The 12,497-nt window shown below is 63.5% G+C and carries 17 protein-coding genes; 4 read left to right on the top strand and 13 right to left on the bottom strand.

From position 1 onward, the window contains the following. Nucleotides 1-93: 93 nt before the first annotated feature. From PX554_RS19260 to PX554_RS19200, 13 genes are all read right to left on the bottom strand, one after another. Nucleotides 94-1,110: a TraU family protein gene (locus PX554_RS19260; protein WP_275504099.1), complete on the bottom strand. Its 1,017-nt coding sequence runs from the start codon at nt 1,108-1,110 to the stop codon at nt 94-96. Further along, nucleotides 1,107-1,799: a conjugal transfer protein TraW gene (locus tag PX554_RS19255; protein WP_275504098.1), complete on the bottom strand. Its 693-nt coding sequence runs from the start codon at nt 1,797-1,799 to the stop codon at nt 1,107-1,109. The genes PX554_RS19260 and PX554_RS19255 overlap by 4 nt, the downstream gene beginning before the upstream one ends. Further along, nucleotides 1,789-2,022: a hypothetical protein gene (locus tag PX554_RS19250; RefSeq protein ID WP_275504097.1), complete on the bottom strand. Its 234-nt coding sequence runs from the start codon at nt 2,020-2,022 to the stop codon at nt 1,789-1,791. Before PX554_RS19250 ends, PX554_RS19255 begins: the two co-directional genes overlap by 11 nt. Continuing rightward, entirely contained in the window at nt 2,019-2,345 is a 327-nt protein-coding gene (locus PX554_RS19245; RefSeq protein WP_275504096.1) for a hypothetical protein, read from the bottom strand. The genes PX554_RS19250 and PX554_RS19245 overlap by 4 nt, the downstream gene beginning before the upstream one ends. Before the next feature lie 5 nt (nt 2,346-2,350). After that, nucleotides 2,351-4,849: a TraC family protein gene (locus PX554_RS19240; RefSeq protein WP_275504095.1), complete on the bottom strand. Its 2,499-nt coding sequence runs from the start codon at nt 4,847-4,849 to the stop codon at nt 2,351-2,353. After that, nucleotides 4,846-5,478: a TraV family lipoprotein gene (locus PX554_RS19235; protein ID WP_275504094.1), complete on the bottom strand. Its 633-nt coding sequence runs from the start codon at nt 5,476-5,478 to the stop codon at nt 4,846-4,848. The genes PX554_RS19240 and PX554_RS19235 overlap by 4 nt, the downstream gene beginning before the upstream one ends. Nucleotides 5,479-5,513: 35 nt before the next feature. Next, on the bottom strand, nt 5,514-6,818 hold the full coding sequence (locus PX554_RS19230) for a TraB/VirB10 family protein (protein WP_275504093.1): 1,305 nt from the start codon (nt 6,816-6,818) through the stop codon (nt 5,514-5,516). Next, complete coding sequence (locus PX554_RS19225; protein WP_275504181.1) at nt 6,815-7,588, bottom strand: type-F conjugative transfer system secretin TraK; 774 nt, start codon at nt 7,586-7,588, stop codon at nt 6,815-6,817. Before PX554_RS19225 ends, PX554_RS19230 begins: the two co-directional genes overlap by 4 nt. Nucleotides 7,589-7,592: 4 nt before the next feature. Then, the gene (locus tag PX554_RS19220) at nt 7,593-8,192 is read right to left on the bottom strand and encodes a TraE/TraK family type IV conjugative transfer system protein (RefSeq protein ID WP_420833469.1); all 600 of its coding nucleotides are present in this window, start codon (nt 8,190-8,192) and stop codon (nt 7,593-7,595) included. Between the two features lie 41 nt (nt 8,193-8,233). Beyond that, nucleotides 8,234-8,500: a type IV conjugative transfer system protein TraL gene (locus PX554_RS19215; RefSeq protein WP_066862426.1), complete on the bottom strand. Its 267-nt coding sequence runs from the start codon at nt 8,498-8,500 to the stop codon at nt 8,234-8,236. Between the two features lie 107 nt (nt 8,501-8,607). Continuing rightward, nucleotides 8,608-8,925, bottom strand: coding sequence for a hypothetical protein (locus PX554_RS19210; protein ID WP_275504091.1), 318 nt, complete (start codon nt 8,923-8,925; stop codon nt 8,608-8,610). A 187-nt stretch (nt 8,926-9,112) separates the two neighbouring features. After that, nucleotides 9,113-9,877, bottom strand: a complete 765-nt coding sequence (locus tag PX554_RS19205; RefSeq protein ID WP_275504090.1) for a DsbC family protein — start codon at nt 9,875-9,877, stop codon at nt 9,113-9,115. After that, the gene (locus PX554_RS19200) at nt 9,861-10,178 is read right to left on the bottom strand and encodes a hypothetical protein (protein WP_275504089.1); all 318 of its coding nucleotides are present in this window, start codon (nt 10,176-10,178) and stop codon (nt 9,861-9,863) included. Before PX554_RS19200 ends, PX554_RS19205 begins: the two co-directional genes overlap by 17 nt. A gap of 343 nt (nt 10,179-10,521) precedes the next feature. Here PX554_RS19200 and PX554_RS19195 point away from each other — a divergent pair, with 343 nt between their 5' ends. From PX554_RS19195 to PX554_RS19180, 4 genes are all read left to right on the top strand, one after another. After that, nucleotides 10,522-10,971 (top strand): hypothetical protein, encoded by a 450-nt coding sequence (locus tag PX554_RS19195; RefSeq protein ID WP_275504088.1) that lies wholly within the window; start codon nt 10,522-10,524, stop codon nt 10,969-10,971. A 111-nt stretch (nt 10,972-11,082) separates the two neighbouring features. Continuing rightward, nucleotides 11,083-11,502 (top strand): helix-turn-helix domain-containing protein, encoded by a 420-nt coding sequence (locus tag PX554_RS19190; protein ID WP_275504087.1) that lies wholly within the window; start codon nt 11,083-11,085, stop codon nt 11,500-11,502. After that, nucleotides 11,502-12,185 carry a GntR family transcriptional regulator gene (locus PX554_RS19185; protein ID WP_275504086.1) on the top strand — a complete coding sequence of 228 codons (684 nt, stop codon included), beginning with the start codon at nt 11,502-11,504 and terminating at the stop codon, nt 12,183-12,185. Before PX554_RS19190 ends, PX554_RS19185 begins: the two co-directional genes overlap by 1 nt. A gap of 130 nt (nt 12,186-12,315) precedes the next feature. Further along, nucleotides 12,316-12,453: a benenodin family lasso peptide gene (locus PX554_RS19180; RefSeq protein WP_275504085.1), complete on the top strand. Its 138-nt coding sequence runs from the start codon at nt 12,316-12,318 to the stop codon at nt 12,451-12,453. Nucleotides 12,454-12,497: the final 44 nt, after the last annotated feature.

The following is a 12,497-nucleotide window of genomic DNA, read 5'->3' as shown; positions in this document are numbered from 1 at the left end:
TCCCGCACGGAAGCCATCGGCCGTAGGGGCCTTGGCGAACAGACCTCCGGAATGGACGGCTGTCTCGCGCGGAACAGGGGGAAAGCGACCCGCTCATGGCACCGGTATCCCGGCGCAGCAGATCACTTTTTCGAAGAGCATGAACTGGGCGTTGTCCTTGCCCGGCGCATGCTTGGCCGATGACCACAACGCGCCCGGGCGGCCGATGTTGACGCACTTGCCGCCCTTCACCGGCTCCATGATCTGGAGCTTGTAGCGGGACTTGGTCCAGACGGGCTGCGGCACGAAAGAGCAGCCATCCTCGGAGCTGATCGTGAGCGCGCCGAGCCGCCCTATCATGAAGACACCGCGCGCTGCGAGCCCCGCCCAGGCCTCGACACTGTCGTCGAAATGGATGTCGCCGGCGATCGGATAGGTCGCACCCCACGAACCCATGCACCAGAACAGGGGGTCGATCACCTTGCCGGCAGCTGCCGCGGCGCTATCGCCCATGCAGGCGAGACCGGCGGCGGGATTGCCGAAAAGAATGCCCTCGGGCTGGATGATTGCGCCGAGCGTTCCCGACTGCCAGGTCGGCAGGACTTCGGTGATCATGGCGACGTCGAAGCCGTCATTCTCGAGGCACGGCAGGTCGGTGAACATGTCGAGCATCGCCCAGACCGGCGAGATGTAATAGTGCATCTGCGCGAACATCTTGCGGGTGTTCGTGCCGTCCGAAATTGATGACTGGCTGCCTTGCAGCTTGCCGCCGGTCGGCAGAAGATCGGCACCGAGCGCCATCATGCAGCCGGGTTCGGTCACGACATCGACCATCCGATTCGGCGACCAGTAGGAGACCTTGACCCCGAACCAGAACTGAAGCCCCTTGCGGCAAGCGCACAGAGGCTTGGACGAGGATTGCGCGTCGAGCGCCTTGTCGAGCTTATCAAAACTTCCCACCCGGATGCCGCCGACCGTGATCGGAAATATGCAGGTCCAACGCACCTTGGTGATCGGGTTGAAGACGGTGCCCGCCTCGCATTTCGAGGCGTGAGCCTGGCTCGGCCAGGCAAGCGTTATCAGGAGCCCGATGACGAGTCCGGCAACGAAGACGGGAAGACGCCCGATCATCGCGGCGTTCCTTTCGCGGCGGTCTCGGCAGACCGGCTCTTCGGTCCGTATTCGGTGAGGACGAGGCGCGTGCCTGACTGCTCGACGATGACCGGAGCCACGGTGAGCCCCAGACGCTGCTTGACGCGCTCCTCCAAGATGTAGATCGCCCGGCCGGTCTTTTCGCTCAGATCGATCGCGTCGCCGTTCTGCTGTCCAAGCGCGGAGAGCAGGATGAAGTCGCTCGCCCGGGCATTGCGAAGCGCCCAGCCAAGGTCGCGCGGATGCACGACGACAAGGCGTTGCGGCAGCCTCACATAGGTCAGCGGGTTGAACGTGAAGCCCTTCGGGTAGAGCGTCTTGCCGCCCGGCAGCGTGATGTCGAAATCGAGCGTGTAGAAGGGGACGACGCTGCGCACGCGATCGGTGCCGGCTACACCGAGCGGGGCCGCCTTGAGCGCGCTCCATTTGTCGCGCGGGCCGAACGCCTTGCTCATGTCGCTGGGCAGAGTCGCGACCTTGGCCTCGATCTCGGCAAGGGCATCAGGCTCTGCGATCGGCCACGTCCGTCCAATCGTGCTGCGCGATTGGGCGCCGCCACCCAACGGAGCGGTCGCGGCGAATACCGCAGCGACGGCCAGCGCATTGCCCGTCAGGAGCACAAGGAGGATCGGCCCGCGACGGACCCGTCGCAACAGATCAGCGGCCATGGCGTTGCCTCCAATGCTCTTCGGGAGGCTCGGGAACGCCGACAAGAGCGGCGACGAATGCACAAAGCGCGAGTGGGGTCAGCACCCAGATCAGCGTGCCGGCATCGCCGTTGAGCGACGGCGACATGAGCAGGAGCGCGCTCTGGACCAGCATGAGGAGGAAGCCGCTGACAGTGAGCCGGATTGCCGAATGCGAGGGTGTGGAAGAGATGAGGCCGTTCATCGCCGGCTCCACCGACGCAGACGGCTCATCAGCTTCGCGGTGCCCGCCGAGAGGCTGAGCAGCAGGAGGCCGGTCGCGAGGCAGGACGCGGCGACGATAAGCGAAGCGCGCAGTACCATCATGGTCGGCTGCTTGAGGAACAATCCGGCGACGAGCACCAGCAGCCCCATCATTGCCGTCTCGATCATCACGAGCCGGAAGCGCCACTGGAACGACTCCGCTTCGAACCGCTCGGCAAGTCGCTGCTCGACAATAACTTCGATCGCTTCGTTGTCCGACCAGTTGAGCGGAAGCTGATCGGGGTGCGGCCTATAGCGTGTCATGGCGGTCACGCTCCCACGAGGCCAGACGCGGCGGGCGCGCCCAGGATCTGCGAGGGCTCGACGCCGGCGAGGCGGCAGATCGCTTCGAGCGGCGAAAGCCCTTGGCGTAACAGCGCCTCGAAGGCGGCCACCTCGTCTGGCGCGGACGTGTTGATCCAGTAGGAGAAAGGATCGACCACGAGCCGCGCGATGCCGAGGCCCAGCGGCGAGTCGATGAACACCTCGCTATAATTGGGCTTCGAGTTGCGGACCGACTTCAGGAGATCGAGGACGAAGCCAGAATAGTCGAGGATCTTGTTGTCGACCGCGCGATCATAGGTAGAGCCCTGCAGCAGGAACCGCGTCGCGGCATTTTCAAGGATCACCTGACCTGTGCCACCGAACAGCGTGAGATCGTTCATCGACTGCAACACGATGCCGAACGAACCACGATACTTGCGCGCGCGTCGGTAGCCCTGGCCGAACGCCTCGGCGAGGCGCGACAGATCCTGCCCATCTGTCCGGGTCATGAACTGCGCGGCTTCGTCGCACAGCACGAAGCGGGGACGGTCGCGCGCGGAGAGATAGAGTTCCTGCGTGACCGCGTTCACCACCACCATGACGATGACGTTGAAGAGGTCCGGCATCGCCTTCAGGCGCTCGAGTTCGAGCACCACGAATTCGTCGTTGCGGATATCGAGGGTGGAGGGCCCGTTGAAATAATGACCGTAGGCGCCGCCCGAGCCGAAATCCCGCAGATTGAAAGCCAGCTCGCGTGACGTCGGCACGAGGTGCTCAACCCGGTCCAGATCGGTCTCGACGAGTGAGGGATAGGTGCCGAGCCATTCGCGCACGGCGTCGATGCCATGATCGGCCCTCCCCGTATCGATCGTCCATTGGACGGCGGACTTGAGGAGGTTCCATTCCGACGTGGTCACGCCCTTGCGGGTCGAAGCGTTCGCCATTTCTGCGACGATCGCGACCGCCATGGTGATCGCCGACTGCTTGTCATCGCCGTCGAGCGCGAGCCCCATATCGAACGGATTTAGAACCAGATGCTCTTCGCCGATGTCGATATAGCGGCCAGAGCAGAGCGTGCAGAGTTTCCGGTAGCTCCCGCCGATATCGATGATCCGGATCAGTGACCCATTGGCGTAATATTGCTGGCAGAGATTGTTGAGCAGGAAACTCTTGCCGGCACCACTCTCGGCTGAAACGATGAAGTTGTAGTTGTTGATCCTGGGATCGAAGAGATCGAGGGTGATGAGCTGGCCCTTGCGGCCCGTGTAGAGAAGCGCCGGGCGCCCGCCGCCGCGGAAGTCGGTCTGGATTGGCGCCATCAGCACCGCCGCCTTGACCGGCATGCGGAAGTCCCGTTCGAGCAGGCGCAGCGTGGTTCGGTCGGGGTAGAGTCCGAACGGCAGGCTCATCACCAGCAGCGTCGGGTTGAGATAGCTCTCCTCCTGCATCGAGAAGGGCAGGGGCTCGCCCTCCCACAGGCGCTTGGCGCGCGCGGCAAGGTCACGGGCATGCGCGCGGTCGCGGCCGAACACCCAGATCGTCGGGATCACGCGGACGAACTTGCTGTTGCCCGCCTCGTCGAGGATCCAGCCGATCTCCTCGATCTGCTTGCCGACCTCGACTGCGAAGCTGCCTGCCGCCTTTTGCGCCGAGAGGATCTGCGCGCGTTTGTGAATCTCGAACTGCGAATGATCGAACAGGATGTTGAGCGTGTAGAGGAATGGACCGCCGATCTGATCGCTGTCTTCCGAGGCGCCACGCATTCCGCCCATGAGGCGGTTGGCGCGCTCGGCGGTGATGCGCCGGGCTGGCGCCTTGGGCGTCAGGCACCGCGCGACCTGGTTGCCCAGGAACACCTCCGCGCCCTCGAACACGAGATCCGGACCCGCATCGATTATCTGCTTGGCGATCGGCGGCGCGCCTGTGGTCGTGCCGTCTGCAAAGACGCCCGGCGCCGGATCGGCGACGCCGTTGAAGACGCGCCGGTAGAAGGCCACCATTTCCTCAGGCGGCAACCGGCGGATGCCGAGCTTTGATAATTGCTCCTCGACCTGCCGGCGCAAATCCTCCCCCAGCGGCCGCCGTGTCTTGATCGACAGTAGCGTGCGGAAATTTCGGACAGGGATGCCATGAAGCGCCTTGAGGCCATGCCGCCCTTGACTGAGATAAGCATGCGTATGGCGCGCCGAGGCCTGGATGAGCGGATCGTCGCGGGTCTTGAGATCAAGGAAGGCGTCGAGCGCGTCGTCGATCAGCGGATCCGCGAAGGTGTGGAGCTGCAGGACCGTCCCGTCGGGGAAGTGGATATTGAGCAGCCCCTGCAAAGCGCCCTGCACATGGGCGAACATATAGGCGGTGGGCACCAGCTCCCAGGCATGGCCCCAGGTGTCGTCGATGCAGAGGAACGCGTCGGTCTCCTCCTCCCACGCAACGAGCGGAAGATAGTCCGAAAAGCTGTCGCGCCGCACGGCGTTGCGAAGACGCGCATAGCTGAGGCCGCTCATGGCTGGTGCTCCGGCACCGGCGGCACGATGGCTGGCGCGGGCGAGGAAGCCGGCGCGGCCTCACCATCGGGCGCAGCGGTGTCGCGAACCTGCCCGAGGATTGGTGCCTGAGACGCGCGATCGGGCGCGGCGACAAGTGCGCCGCCCACGACCCAAACGGGCTTGTCGACCACCGAATAGACGTAGCGTGGCATGTAGAGCCGGTCCGGGCGCTGCCGATCGGCATAGGGCAGGATCAGCGTGCGGACGGTCTGCGCGGGCTTGAGCATCGGCGTGACCGGAGCTTCGATCAGACCTTTCAACTCGCGATAGACGCTGTCGCGATAGCTGCCATAGGCGTTGCCCGCGCTTCCTCCCCGCGATCGGGAACCAGCTCGGTCGGCGTCCTGCCGGCGCAGCATGGCGCGGTCATTGGTGACCTTGGGGTCAGACTTCGAGGCGACCCCGGCGACTGCGTCTTCATACGCCCGATCGGGATGGATGCACTGGCCGTGGTCGCTATTCTTGCAGTCGAACTTCTCCGAATAGGGCGACATCATCGAACCGACCGTCGCACATCCGCTCAAACCCGCGAGCAGGCCGAGCGAGAACAGAGACCGAAGGAGAGACTGGTGGGCCAGCGCGGGCATGGCGGAACCTCCTGTAACATGGGGGGAGCGTCGCATCAGAATTTGCCTCCGACGGACGGCTTGATCTCGAGGGCGAGGCCTTCCTGAATGACGACCACGACATCCTTGGCCGCGCCCACTTCGACCACCGGGCCGGCCTGGCGGGCGAGATCGAGATAGAAATCGGTGAGCTTGTCCGATGATTTGGAGAGACCGCCGGCAACGCCCGACTTGACGGCGTCGCCCGCGTCGAGACTGCGCACGCTGCCAAGCGCCGAGGTAGAGAGGCTACCGAACGTGCCCTCGACCGACTGCGAAATGCCGGCGATCGTGCCCGCGATGAACGAACGCGCGAGCGTCGCACCGGCCCGCGTCACAACCTTCCCGGAGAGGCCCTTCTTTCCATCGGCGTCGACGAAGAAGCCCTTGATCGCTTGGTCGACCACCGCGTGACTCTCGAAATCGACGCACGAGATCGAGACGAGCTGGATCTCGACCCGCTCCTTGGCGAGGCTTCCGGTCGCGTTACCGATCACGAAGCAGCCGGCGAGATTGGCCTTCACTTCGTTGGGGAGCACAGCGGGCGCCTGGACCCGGGCGATGATCGGCTCGGGATTACTGGTCGCGTCCCGGCTTGCCAGCGCGTCGATCCCGGTCAGCAGCCGCGCCTTCATGAAACCAGGTGGCAAATAGATCGTCCGCTTCCCTTTTTTTGACGCGGCCCCGCCGCCCGCGCCTCCCTCCACCGTTTGCGTTGCGGTCGCCGCGCCGATCGCGCCGACCTGCCGTTCCGTGGGCGGCGCAGGCGGGGCTGCTGGGGCAGCCGGAGCACTAGGCGGCGCCGGGATTTCGTCGGCCGCACCCCTGGCCTCGGGAGGAGCCGGCGGGTAGGCGGGGGCCTCGCCGGGAAGGGCAGGCGGAAGTTCGCCGTCGCCGCCCGCGCTTTGGGCGTGGCCCGCGCCGGCGGCACCCGGGACCACCTTGCCTTCCTCGATCGCGGTCACCCGATCTCCGAGCAGGGTCTGTCCGTCGAGGATCTTCTGGAGATCACCGCGCAGCTTCACCTCGAGGCTGTCGCCCCGGAGGCCCGCGCCCATGTCCAGATTGGAAGCCTGCGGCGCCTTGGGCGCCTCCTTCTGGCCGCTTGTGCTCGCCGTATAGAGACCGAGGCCAAGCAGTGCGATCGTCGATACGACACCCAGCTGCTTGGCGCGCAACTTCTGGTCGGAACTGAGCTTCGACCACTGCGCCGGCAGATCGAGCAGGGCCGGACGCTGAGTATTCGTCGTCTCGTTGACGTCGCCACCGTGTCGGGCCGACGGTCCTGCCTCTCTTTGAGGGTTCTCTTCCGGCGCGGTCATGGCTGGACACTCCGGCGAACGACGATCAGCCGGGCGGTCTCGTTGGGACCCAGCGTCAGCCGGTCGATCGTGATGGCAAAGATGTCGTCCCCAAGCGCCGTATCGAGGAAATCGCGTTCATCGAGCGTGATCGCGACGCTCGAACGGACCAGATATTCACTGACCGAAAGCCCCGCGCCCTCGACCTCGAGACGCCGCCGCTCGCTCAGCGACGCTGTGGGAAGATCGACAAGGGCGAGCCTGTCGCGCGAAGGCGCTACCTCGGAGAAGGAAGCGGGCACCCGGTCCTGCAGGATCGCAAGCGCAATCCCGACTGCCCGCTCTTCCTCCACCAGCGGTCCCAGTAGCGCCTCATTGGCACGCGCACGCTGCGAGCCGCCTGGGACCAGCGTCACGGTCTGGGCCGGAATGTCGGCGGGCTCGGCGTAGAGCGGATAGATAGCGCCGTTGCACGAGACGAAGAATTCGGACGGCGTCGTCACATAGGTCCGCGTCTTCGTACTGGCTGGCGCCGCGCTCGGGTCTTCGGTTTCAAGGACGAGGAACTTGATCCACGCGTCCGAACCACCGCGCTCGACCGCCAGCCCTTTCTCCGCGGAAAATTTCACGTCATCGATCTCGCCGCCGACGCACACGACATGATTGACGTCGCGATTGGAGAGCCGGATGCGGCTCGTCTGGTCGGGCAGCGCCGCGATCGACTGGGCGAAGGCGGGGACGGAAGCGGGCAGGGACGCGACAAGCGTGCCCGCGAGGCAGGCAAGCCTCATGCGGTTACCGGATATCGGCACTGAAATTCTCCTCCTGAAGGGCGGTCAGCCAGAACCGGCCGTTCTCGAGCGCGTAGCGAATGCGCAGATTTCCGCGGAACTTGCGGATGACGCCGCCGATCACACGGACCTTTTCGACGGGCACGAGGATTTCGCTGCCCGTCCAGGTGACGGGCTGGTCGCCACGGATATAGGTCGCGATCGAGAGCGTCGGATTGTTGCCGAGTTCGTCGAGCAGCCGGTTCAGACTGTCGCGCAAGCCATTATACGCGCTGGGATGCGCAATCCGCAGCAGTTCCTGGAACTGCCGGTCTGCCGAATAAGCGGAATAGGTGCCGACAAGGCCAACGATGTTGAAGGTGATCGAGCGGAGATAGGCCTCGGAGGGTTTATTGCCCGTCACATAGAGGTCGCCGTCCGCACCGAAGGGCACGATCACGGTGCGCGTGTTCTGGTTCGAGGTGTAGATGAGCGTGCCCAACACTGCGGTGATGCCGAACAAGCCGGCGATCGCTACCTTGAGCAGCCGATTCTCCTCGAACAGGTTGGCCGATCCCTGCAAATAGCGATGCAGGTGCCAGCTCGGGCGCGTGTCGCCGATCATGTCGGCCGCTACCTTGCGTCGGAATAGGTGTGCCATCTCGCCTACTCGAAGAAGCGGGTCTGGGTCGGACCCGGATAGTTGCGGAAGCGGGCAAGGCCCCATCGCCAGGCCAGGTGCGGAATGAACCCGCGCGGCTTGGTCCGCTTCCAGGGAATGAAGAGGAGAAGAGCGCCGAGGAGCGACCAGCCGATGATCCCGCCGACGATGACCGCGACGAAGATCACGCTCATCACGACGATGAACTCCTGACTGTCGAACCAGAGGATCTGGACCGGCCGGTGCAGGAACTGCGGAAGTCGTTCGTCCACGCCCTTCTCCCTTGCTTCACCACGCTGCTGAGCGTGGTCTTCGGAAGGCGACCATCACCTTCCGTTCCGGCGGACGGGGGCCGGCGGACCGGCCACCCGACCTGTCTTCAGATCAGCATGCCGAAGGTCTGGAGGATCGAATCCGCCTTGATGAGGCAGACCGCCGCCACGATCGTCGGGATGCCGATCATGATGTTCGAGAAGAGCCGCGAGACGCCGAACAGGAAGGCGGCGACGCCGCCAACGAAGCCGAGCGGTCCCTTCACGCCCTGGTTCACGACGATGTCGTAGATGTCGTAACCAAGGTCGCCGGCGGCCGGCGCCTGGAAGGCGTAGGCAACGCTCGTGCCAGCGATCGCGGCCAGAAGGAAAAGGACGGCCGCGTCGATCGTGCGGAACGTCCTTCTCCGAAGCAAAGTCAACATATTCAGTCTCCTTGTGGTCACCAGAGCCGTCCAAATCATGCTTGCCGGTACCGATCCGTGGTCGTGTCCGGCCGACGGCTTCGCTGGACGGCCCCTGGAGGCGCGCTGCCGCCGGCATCCCGGTCCTCGCCGGCACGGTCTTCGCCGCGCGCGTGCGAGATCCGCCAAAATCGTCGGGGCCGACCCTTCAGGGACTGCGCTTGGGTTTCCGGCTTTCGGTATCGAGGAAGGCCTCGAGCTCGGCCTGCTGGAAGCCTGACACGAGTTTGCCGTCGACGAAGAGCGTCGGCGTGCCTGAGACGCCCATCTTGCGGACGGTCTCGGCGTCGCGGGCGACCTTCTCGGCGCCGGGACGGCATTTGTGCAGCGTGGCGGGCTGAGCACCGGAGTAGATGGCTTTGAAGGCCGCCTGCTGGTCCGCGGAGCAGAGGATATGCTCGGCTTTTGCTGCCGCCTGCGGATGGATGCCGCTCACAAAGTAAACGAGACGCTGCACCGGTTTTCCCTCGGCTTCCTTGGCCAGCCAGAAGCGTTCCAGCGCCTGGCAATAGGGACAGTCGGGATCGGTGAACTCGATAACCTTGGGCGCGCCTGCAGGGCCTATCACAAGTGCCTCAGCGGGATTGATCGCGCCGAGGCGCTTCCTGGCGCTCGCATCCATTGCCAGCGCCGTCAGGTTGACCCCATTTTTGTCGTAGATCGCGGCGAACAAAAGATGCTGACTCTCCGGCGCGAAATAGATGACTCGTCCACCCGCAACAGCCTGATATATTGGACCGCTGACAGGCGCCGGACCGAAGTCCTCGAAGGTCAGATTGGTGAAGGTCTGGCGCAATTGACGCTGAGCCTCCGCGGCCGCAGCCGTGAGTGGCTCGGCGCCGTTGTCTTGCGCATAAGCGGGAGCCGATGCGCAAAGTAGCGCGGCCAGAATCAGTTTACCGCTGCGGGACATCGGAAGACTCCGGACGAACAAGGGAGGTGCGTGCGAAAATTCGCCTATCGAGATTGAGCGAGTTTCCGAGCTTGATGGCCGTCGGCAGGGGCGTCGACGCGGCGGCAAGGGGAGGCGGGCCGGCGTCGGCCTTTTCGCGGATCGAGAAGCCGGCCTTGCTCTGAACCACCGCAAGCTCGGCGGTACGAGCGCAGGGGTAGGCTTCCGCATCGGGGCGATAGGTCTGGGCGTTGGCCGGGTTAGCGCCGATGGCCAGCAGAAGTGCTCCTGCAAGCATGGGCGGGGAGCATGGAAAGTCCATGGCACGCGTCTCCTCGTGGCGCCACAAGGCGCTCGGGTTTGGGGTTTGGCTAGTACGGGCGGCGGAGCTGGGACTTGGGTTGTGGTCTCCGCCAGCCCGGTGCGTCTTGAGCAATGACCATCACGAAAGCCTGCCGCAATAGGCAGGGCACTGAAGTGCCGAAGCGGCAAAACAAAGCATAAGTGGAGCAAAATAGGTCAATGGAGATGACGAGCGCGTCGATGAACAAGTTTCGGCACAAGCGGCATTATAGTGCCGCTTTCGCCTCCCTTCGTCGTGGAAATACACCTGTTCAGGAACGCGGACGGGTGTTTGAGCGCTAGTTTGGCAGGAGACGAAGTCGATGGGTCGAGCACGGCGCAGCTTTAAGCTCCGGCTTTCACCGGCCGGATTGGACGTCCTGATCGATTCGCATTGCCACCTGATTCGCGTCACACGCTCGCTTATCGCCTGGGGAACTACGCTCCACATCGCGATCGAGTATCTGAACAGCATGCCCACCGATGAGATCATCGATCAACTGAGCGGCCAGGAGGTGAGTTGGCTGGGAGGAGGACAAGAGCACCACGTCGGAGCATCCTGTCAGCTCTGGGACATCGCAACCGGCATCACCGAGCGTATCCGGGAGGACTCGCCAGAGGCGAGGCAACCCACTCTGGGCACAATCTACATCGTGGCGCTCCTGCAGGTCACAAAAGCCGATCAGGAAGGATTACTGCGCGCTTTTGATCGCGCCCTGCAATCGGGAGCACGAATACCGGCTTCACGCGATGCCAATGATCTTGTTGGGTAAATCCCGACAACTTGGCCGAGGTTCCCAATTGACAGTGGTGGTAAGTACACCTTAGCCTCAAACCAATGGAATTGCCTTGGCGGGCGGTATCTCCCGTAAGGAGACGCGGACATGTCGCATTTGATAGCGACTTCCGTTGCTGAAAGTCCGCTGCTGTACGTCAAAGTGCAGTCGGGGCGGCAAATAGAAGAGGCACGGAAGAAACGACGGCTGACGCAGCGCGATCTGGCGCGCGAGCTCGGCATGGGTGTGCGCTGGCTTCGCGAGATCGAAGCCGGTAACCCACGGTCACGACTGGATGACCATCTGGTCTGCGCCTATCGACTGGAGCTGTCGACAGGCCATATCCTCATCCCACTTCTCTTCGCCGGGCAGAAGATGTGCTTTCCGCGGCAGCTCGCGATGGGCGACCTCAGCGATCTCGAGCGACTGTGCATCGAGATGATCGCGCAGCGAAATTTGGCTCACCTGACCCAAGCTCTCACCCCTGCATGGACGAGTCACTCGGCCCCTACAGGAGCGGGGCTGTGATGTCGGCGATCGACCCTCCATTGCAAGAACGCGTCTATCACGGGCTAAAGGCCGACTTCCTGGCCGGCCACTTCGTCCCGGGGAAAAGGATCGACATCCAGGACCTTGCCAATCGACATCACTCAAGCAAGACCCCCGTTCGCGAGGCCGCATTCATCTTCGTGGGCGAGGGTCTCTTTGTACATCATGCCGACGGAGGCTTCCTTGTGCCGATTTTGGAGCCGGCGGAACTCATTGAACTTCTCGACTGGCACATGCAGTTGCTGATCGCGGTCCTGACGACACTCAAGGAATCGGCCGTTCGTCGCGCTCTGCAGCCCTTTTCGATCGTTGGTGGCGAAGCATCAGCAGTGGGCGCCGCGCTCCGAGCGACCGAAATCTTCTCATCATTGGCCGAGGCGACCGGAAACCGCCACGCAACTCATGAGGTGCGAAGATTGAACGAGCGCCTTCACTATAGTCGGATCACCGAAACTGCCGAAACGACCGGAGCGGAGAAAGAGTTGGCATTATTCGCCAGCATGGAGGTCAGAAGCCTACGCAGGGCAACTCGGCGACGAGTTGAAGCATATCATGCAAGGAAAATCGCCCATCTCGAGAAAATAATCCAACTTTCCCAAAGGCGCGACAAAGCTATTCAATCCAATGGCTTAGAGGTTTCGGCGGACCCGGCGACGCGCTGAACCCGGCTTCGTTGAACCGCGCGGCGGATATTACGCCAACTTGGCGAGATATATTCGCACACGAGGATGCGTCACCCAAGTTATCGTTGGACTGTCGCAAATATTTGCGGCGGATCAAGAGGAGCTTGTCATGCAACGCAACGAAGAGAAACGTGACGACAGCCTGATCGACCTGGGGGCGGTCGTCGAAGAAACCAAGGGCCCCGACGGCAATCGCGAGGACATCGCCGGCGGGATGCGACAGCAGCTCGGCCTTTCCGACGACTGAACCCGGTGCTCGCCGGTCGCGGCCGGCGAGCGCTTGCCGCGTCA

It is taken from the genome of Sphingomonas pollutisoli, from assembly GCF_029167165.1.
In the GTDB taxonomy this organism is placed as follows: domain Bacteria; phylum Pseudomonadota; class Alphaproteobacteria; order Sphingomonadales; family Sphingomonadaceae; genus Sphingomonas; species Sphingomonas pollutisoli.
The sequence above is the reverse complement of the archived record's forward strand: the minus strand, read 5'-3'. Positions and strand labels throughout refer to the sequence as shown.

Bases quoted from the DNA above. Each gene is read 5' to 3' on its own strand.
- PX554_RS19260 (WP_275504099.1), bottom strand. From the start codon at position 1,110: ATGATCGGGCGTCTTCCCGTCTTCGTTGCCGGACTCGTCATCGGGCTC.
- PX554_RS19255 (WP_275504098.1), bottom strand. From the start codon at position 1,799: ATGGCCGCTGATCTGTTGCGACGGGTCCGTCGCGGGCCGATCCTCCTT.
- PX554_RS19250 (WP_275504097.1), bottom strand. From the start codon at position 2,022: ATGAACGGCCTCATCTCTTCCACACCCTCGCATTCGGCAATCCGGCTC.
- PX554_RS19245 (WP_275504096.1), bottom strand. From the start codon at position 2,345: ATGACACGCTATAGGCCGCACCCCGATCAGCTTCCGCTCAACTGGTCG.
- PX554_RS19240 (WP_275504095.1), bottom strand. From the start codon at position 4,849: ATGAGCGGCCTCAGCTATGCGCGTCTTCGCAACGCCGTGCGGCGCGAC.
- PX554_RS19235 (WP_275504094.1), bottom strand. From the start codon at position 5,478: ATGCCCGCGCTGGCCCACCAGTCTCTCCTTCGGTCTCTGTTCTCGCTC.
- PX554_RS19230 (WP_275504093.1), bottom strand. From the start codon at position 6,818: ATGACCGCGCCGGAAGAGAACCCTCAAAGAGAGGCAGGACCGTCGGCC.
- PX554_RS19225 (WP_275504181.1), bottom strand. From the start codon at position 7,588: ATGAGGCTTGCCTGCCTCGCGGGCACGCTTGTCGCGTCCCTGCCCGCT.
- PX554_RS19220 (WP_420833469.1), bottom strand. From the start codon at position 8,192: ATGATCGGCGACACGCGCCCGAGCTGGCACCTGCATCGCTATTTGCAG.
- PX554_RS19210 (WP_275504091.1), bottom strand. From the start codon at position 8,925: ATGTTGACTTTGCTTCGGAGAAGGACGTTCCGCACGATCGACGCGGCC.
- PX554_RS19205 (WP_275504090.1), bottom strand. From the start codon at position 9,877: ATGTCCCGCAGCGGTAAACTGATTCTGGCCGCGCTACTTTGCGCATCG.
- PX554_RS19200 (WP_275504089.1), bottom strand. From the start codon at position 10,178: ATGGACTTTCCATGCTCCCCGCCCATGCTTGCAGGAGCACTTCTGCTG.
- PX554_RS19195 (WP_275504088.1), top strand. From the start codon at position 10,522: ATGGGTCGAGCACGGCGCAGCTTTAAGCTCCGGCTTTCACCGGCCGGA.
- PX554_RS19190 (WP_275504087.1), top strand. From the start codon at position 11,083: ATGTCGCATTTGATAGCGACTTCCGTTGCTGAAAGTCCGCTGCTGTAC.
- PX554_RS19185 (WP_275504086.1), top strand. From the start codon at position 11,502: ATGTCGGCGATCGACCCTCCATTGCAAGAACGCGTCTATCACGGGCTA.
- PX554_RS19180 (WP_275504085.1), top strand. From the start codon at position 12,316: ATGCAACGCAACGAAGAGAAACGTGACGACAGCCTGATCGACCTGGGG.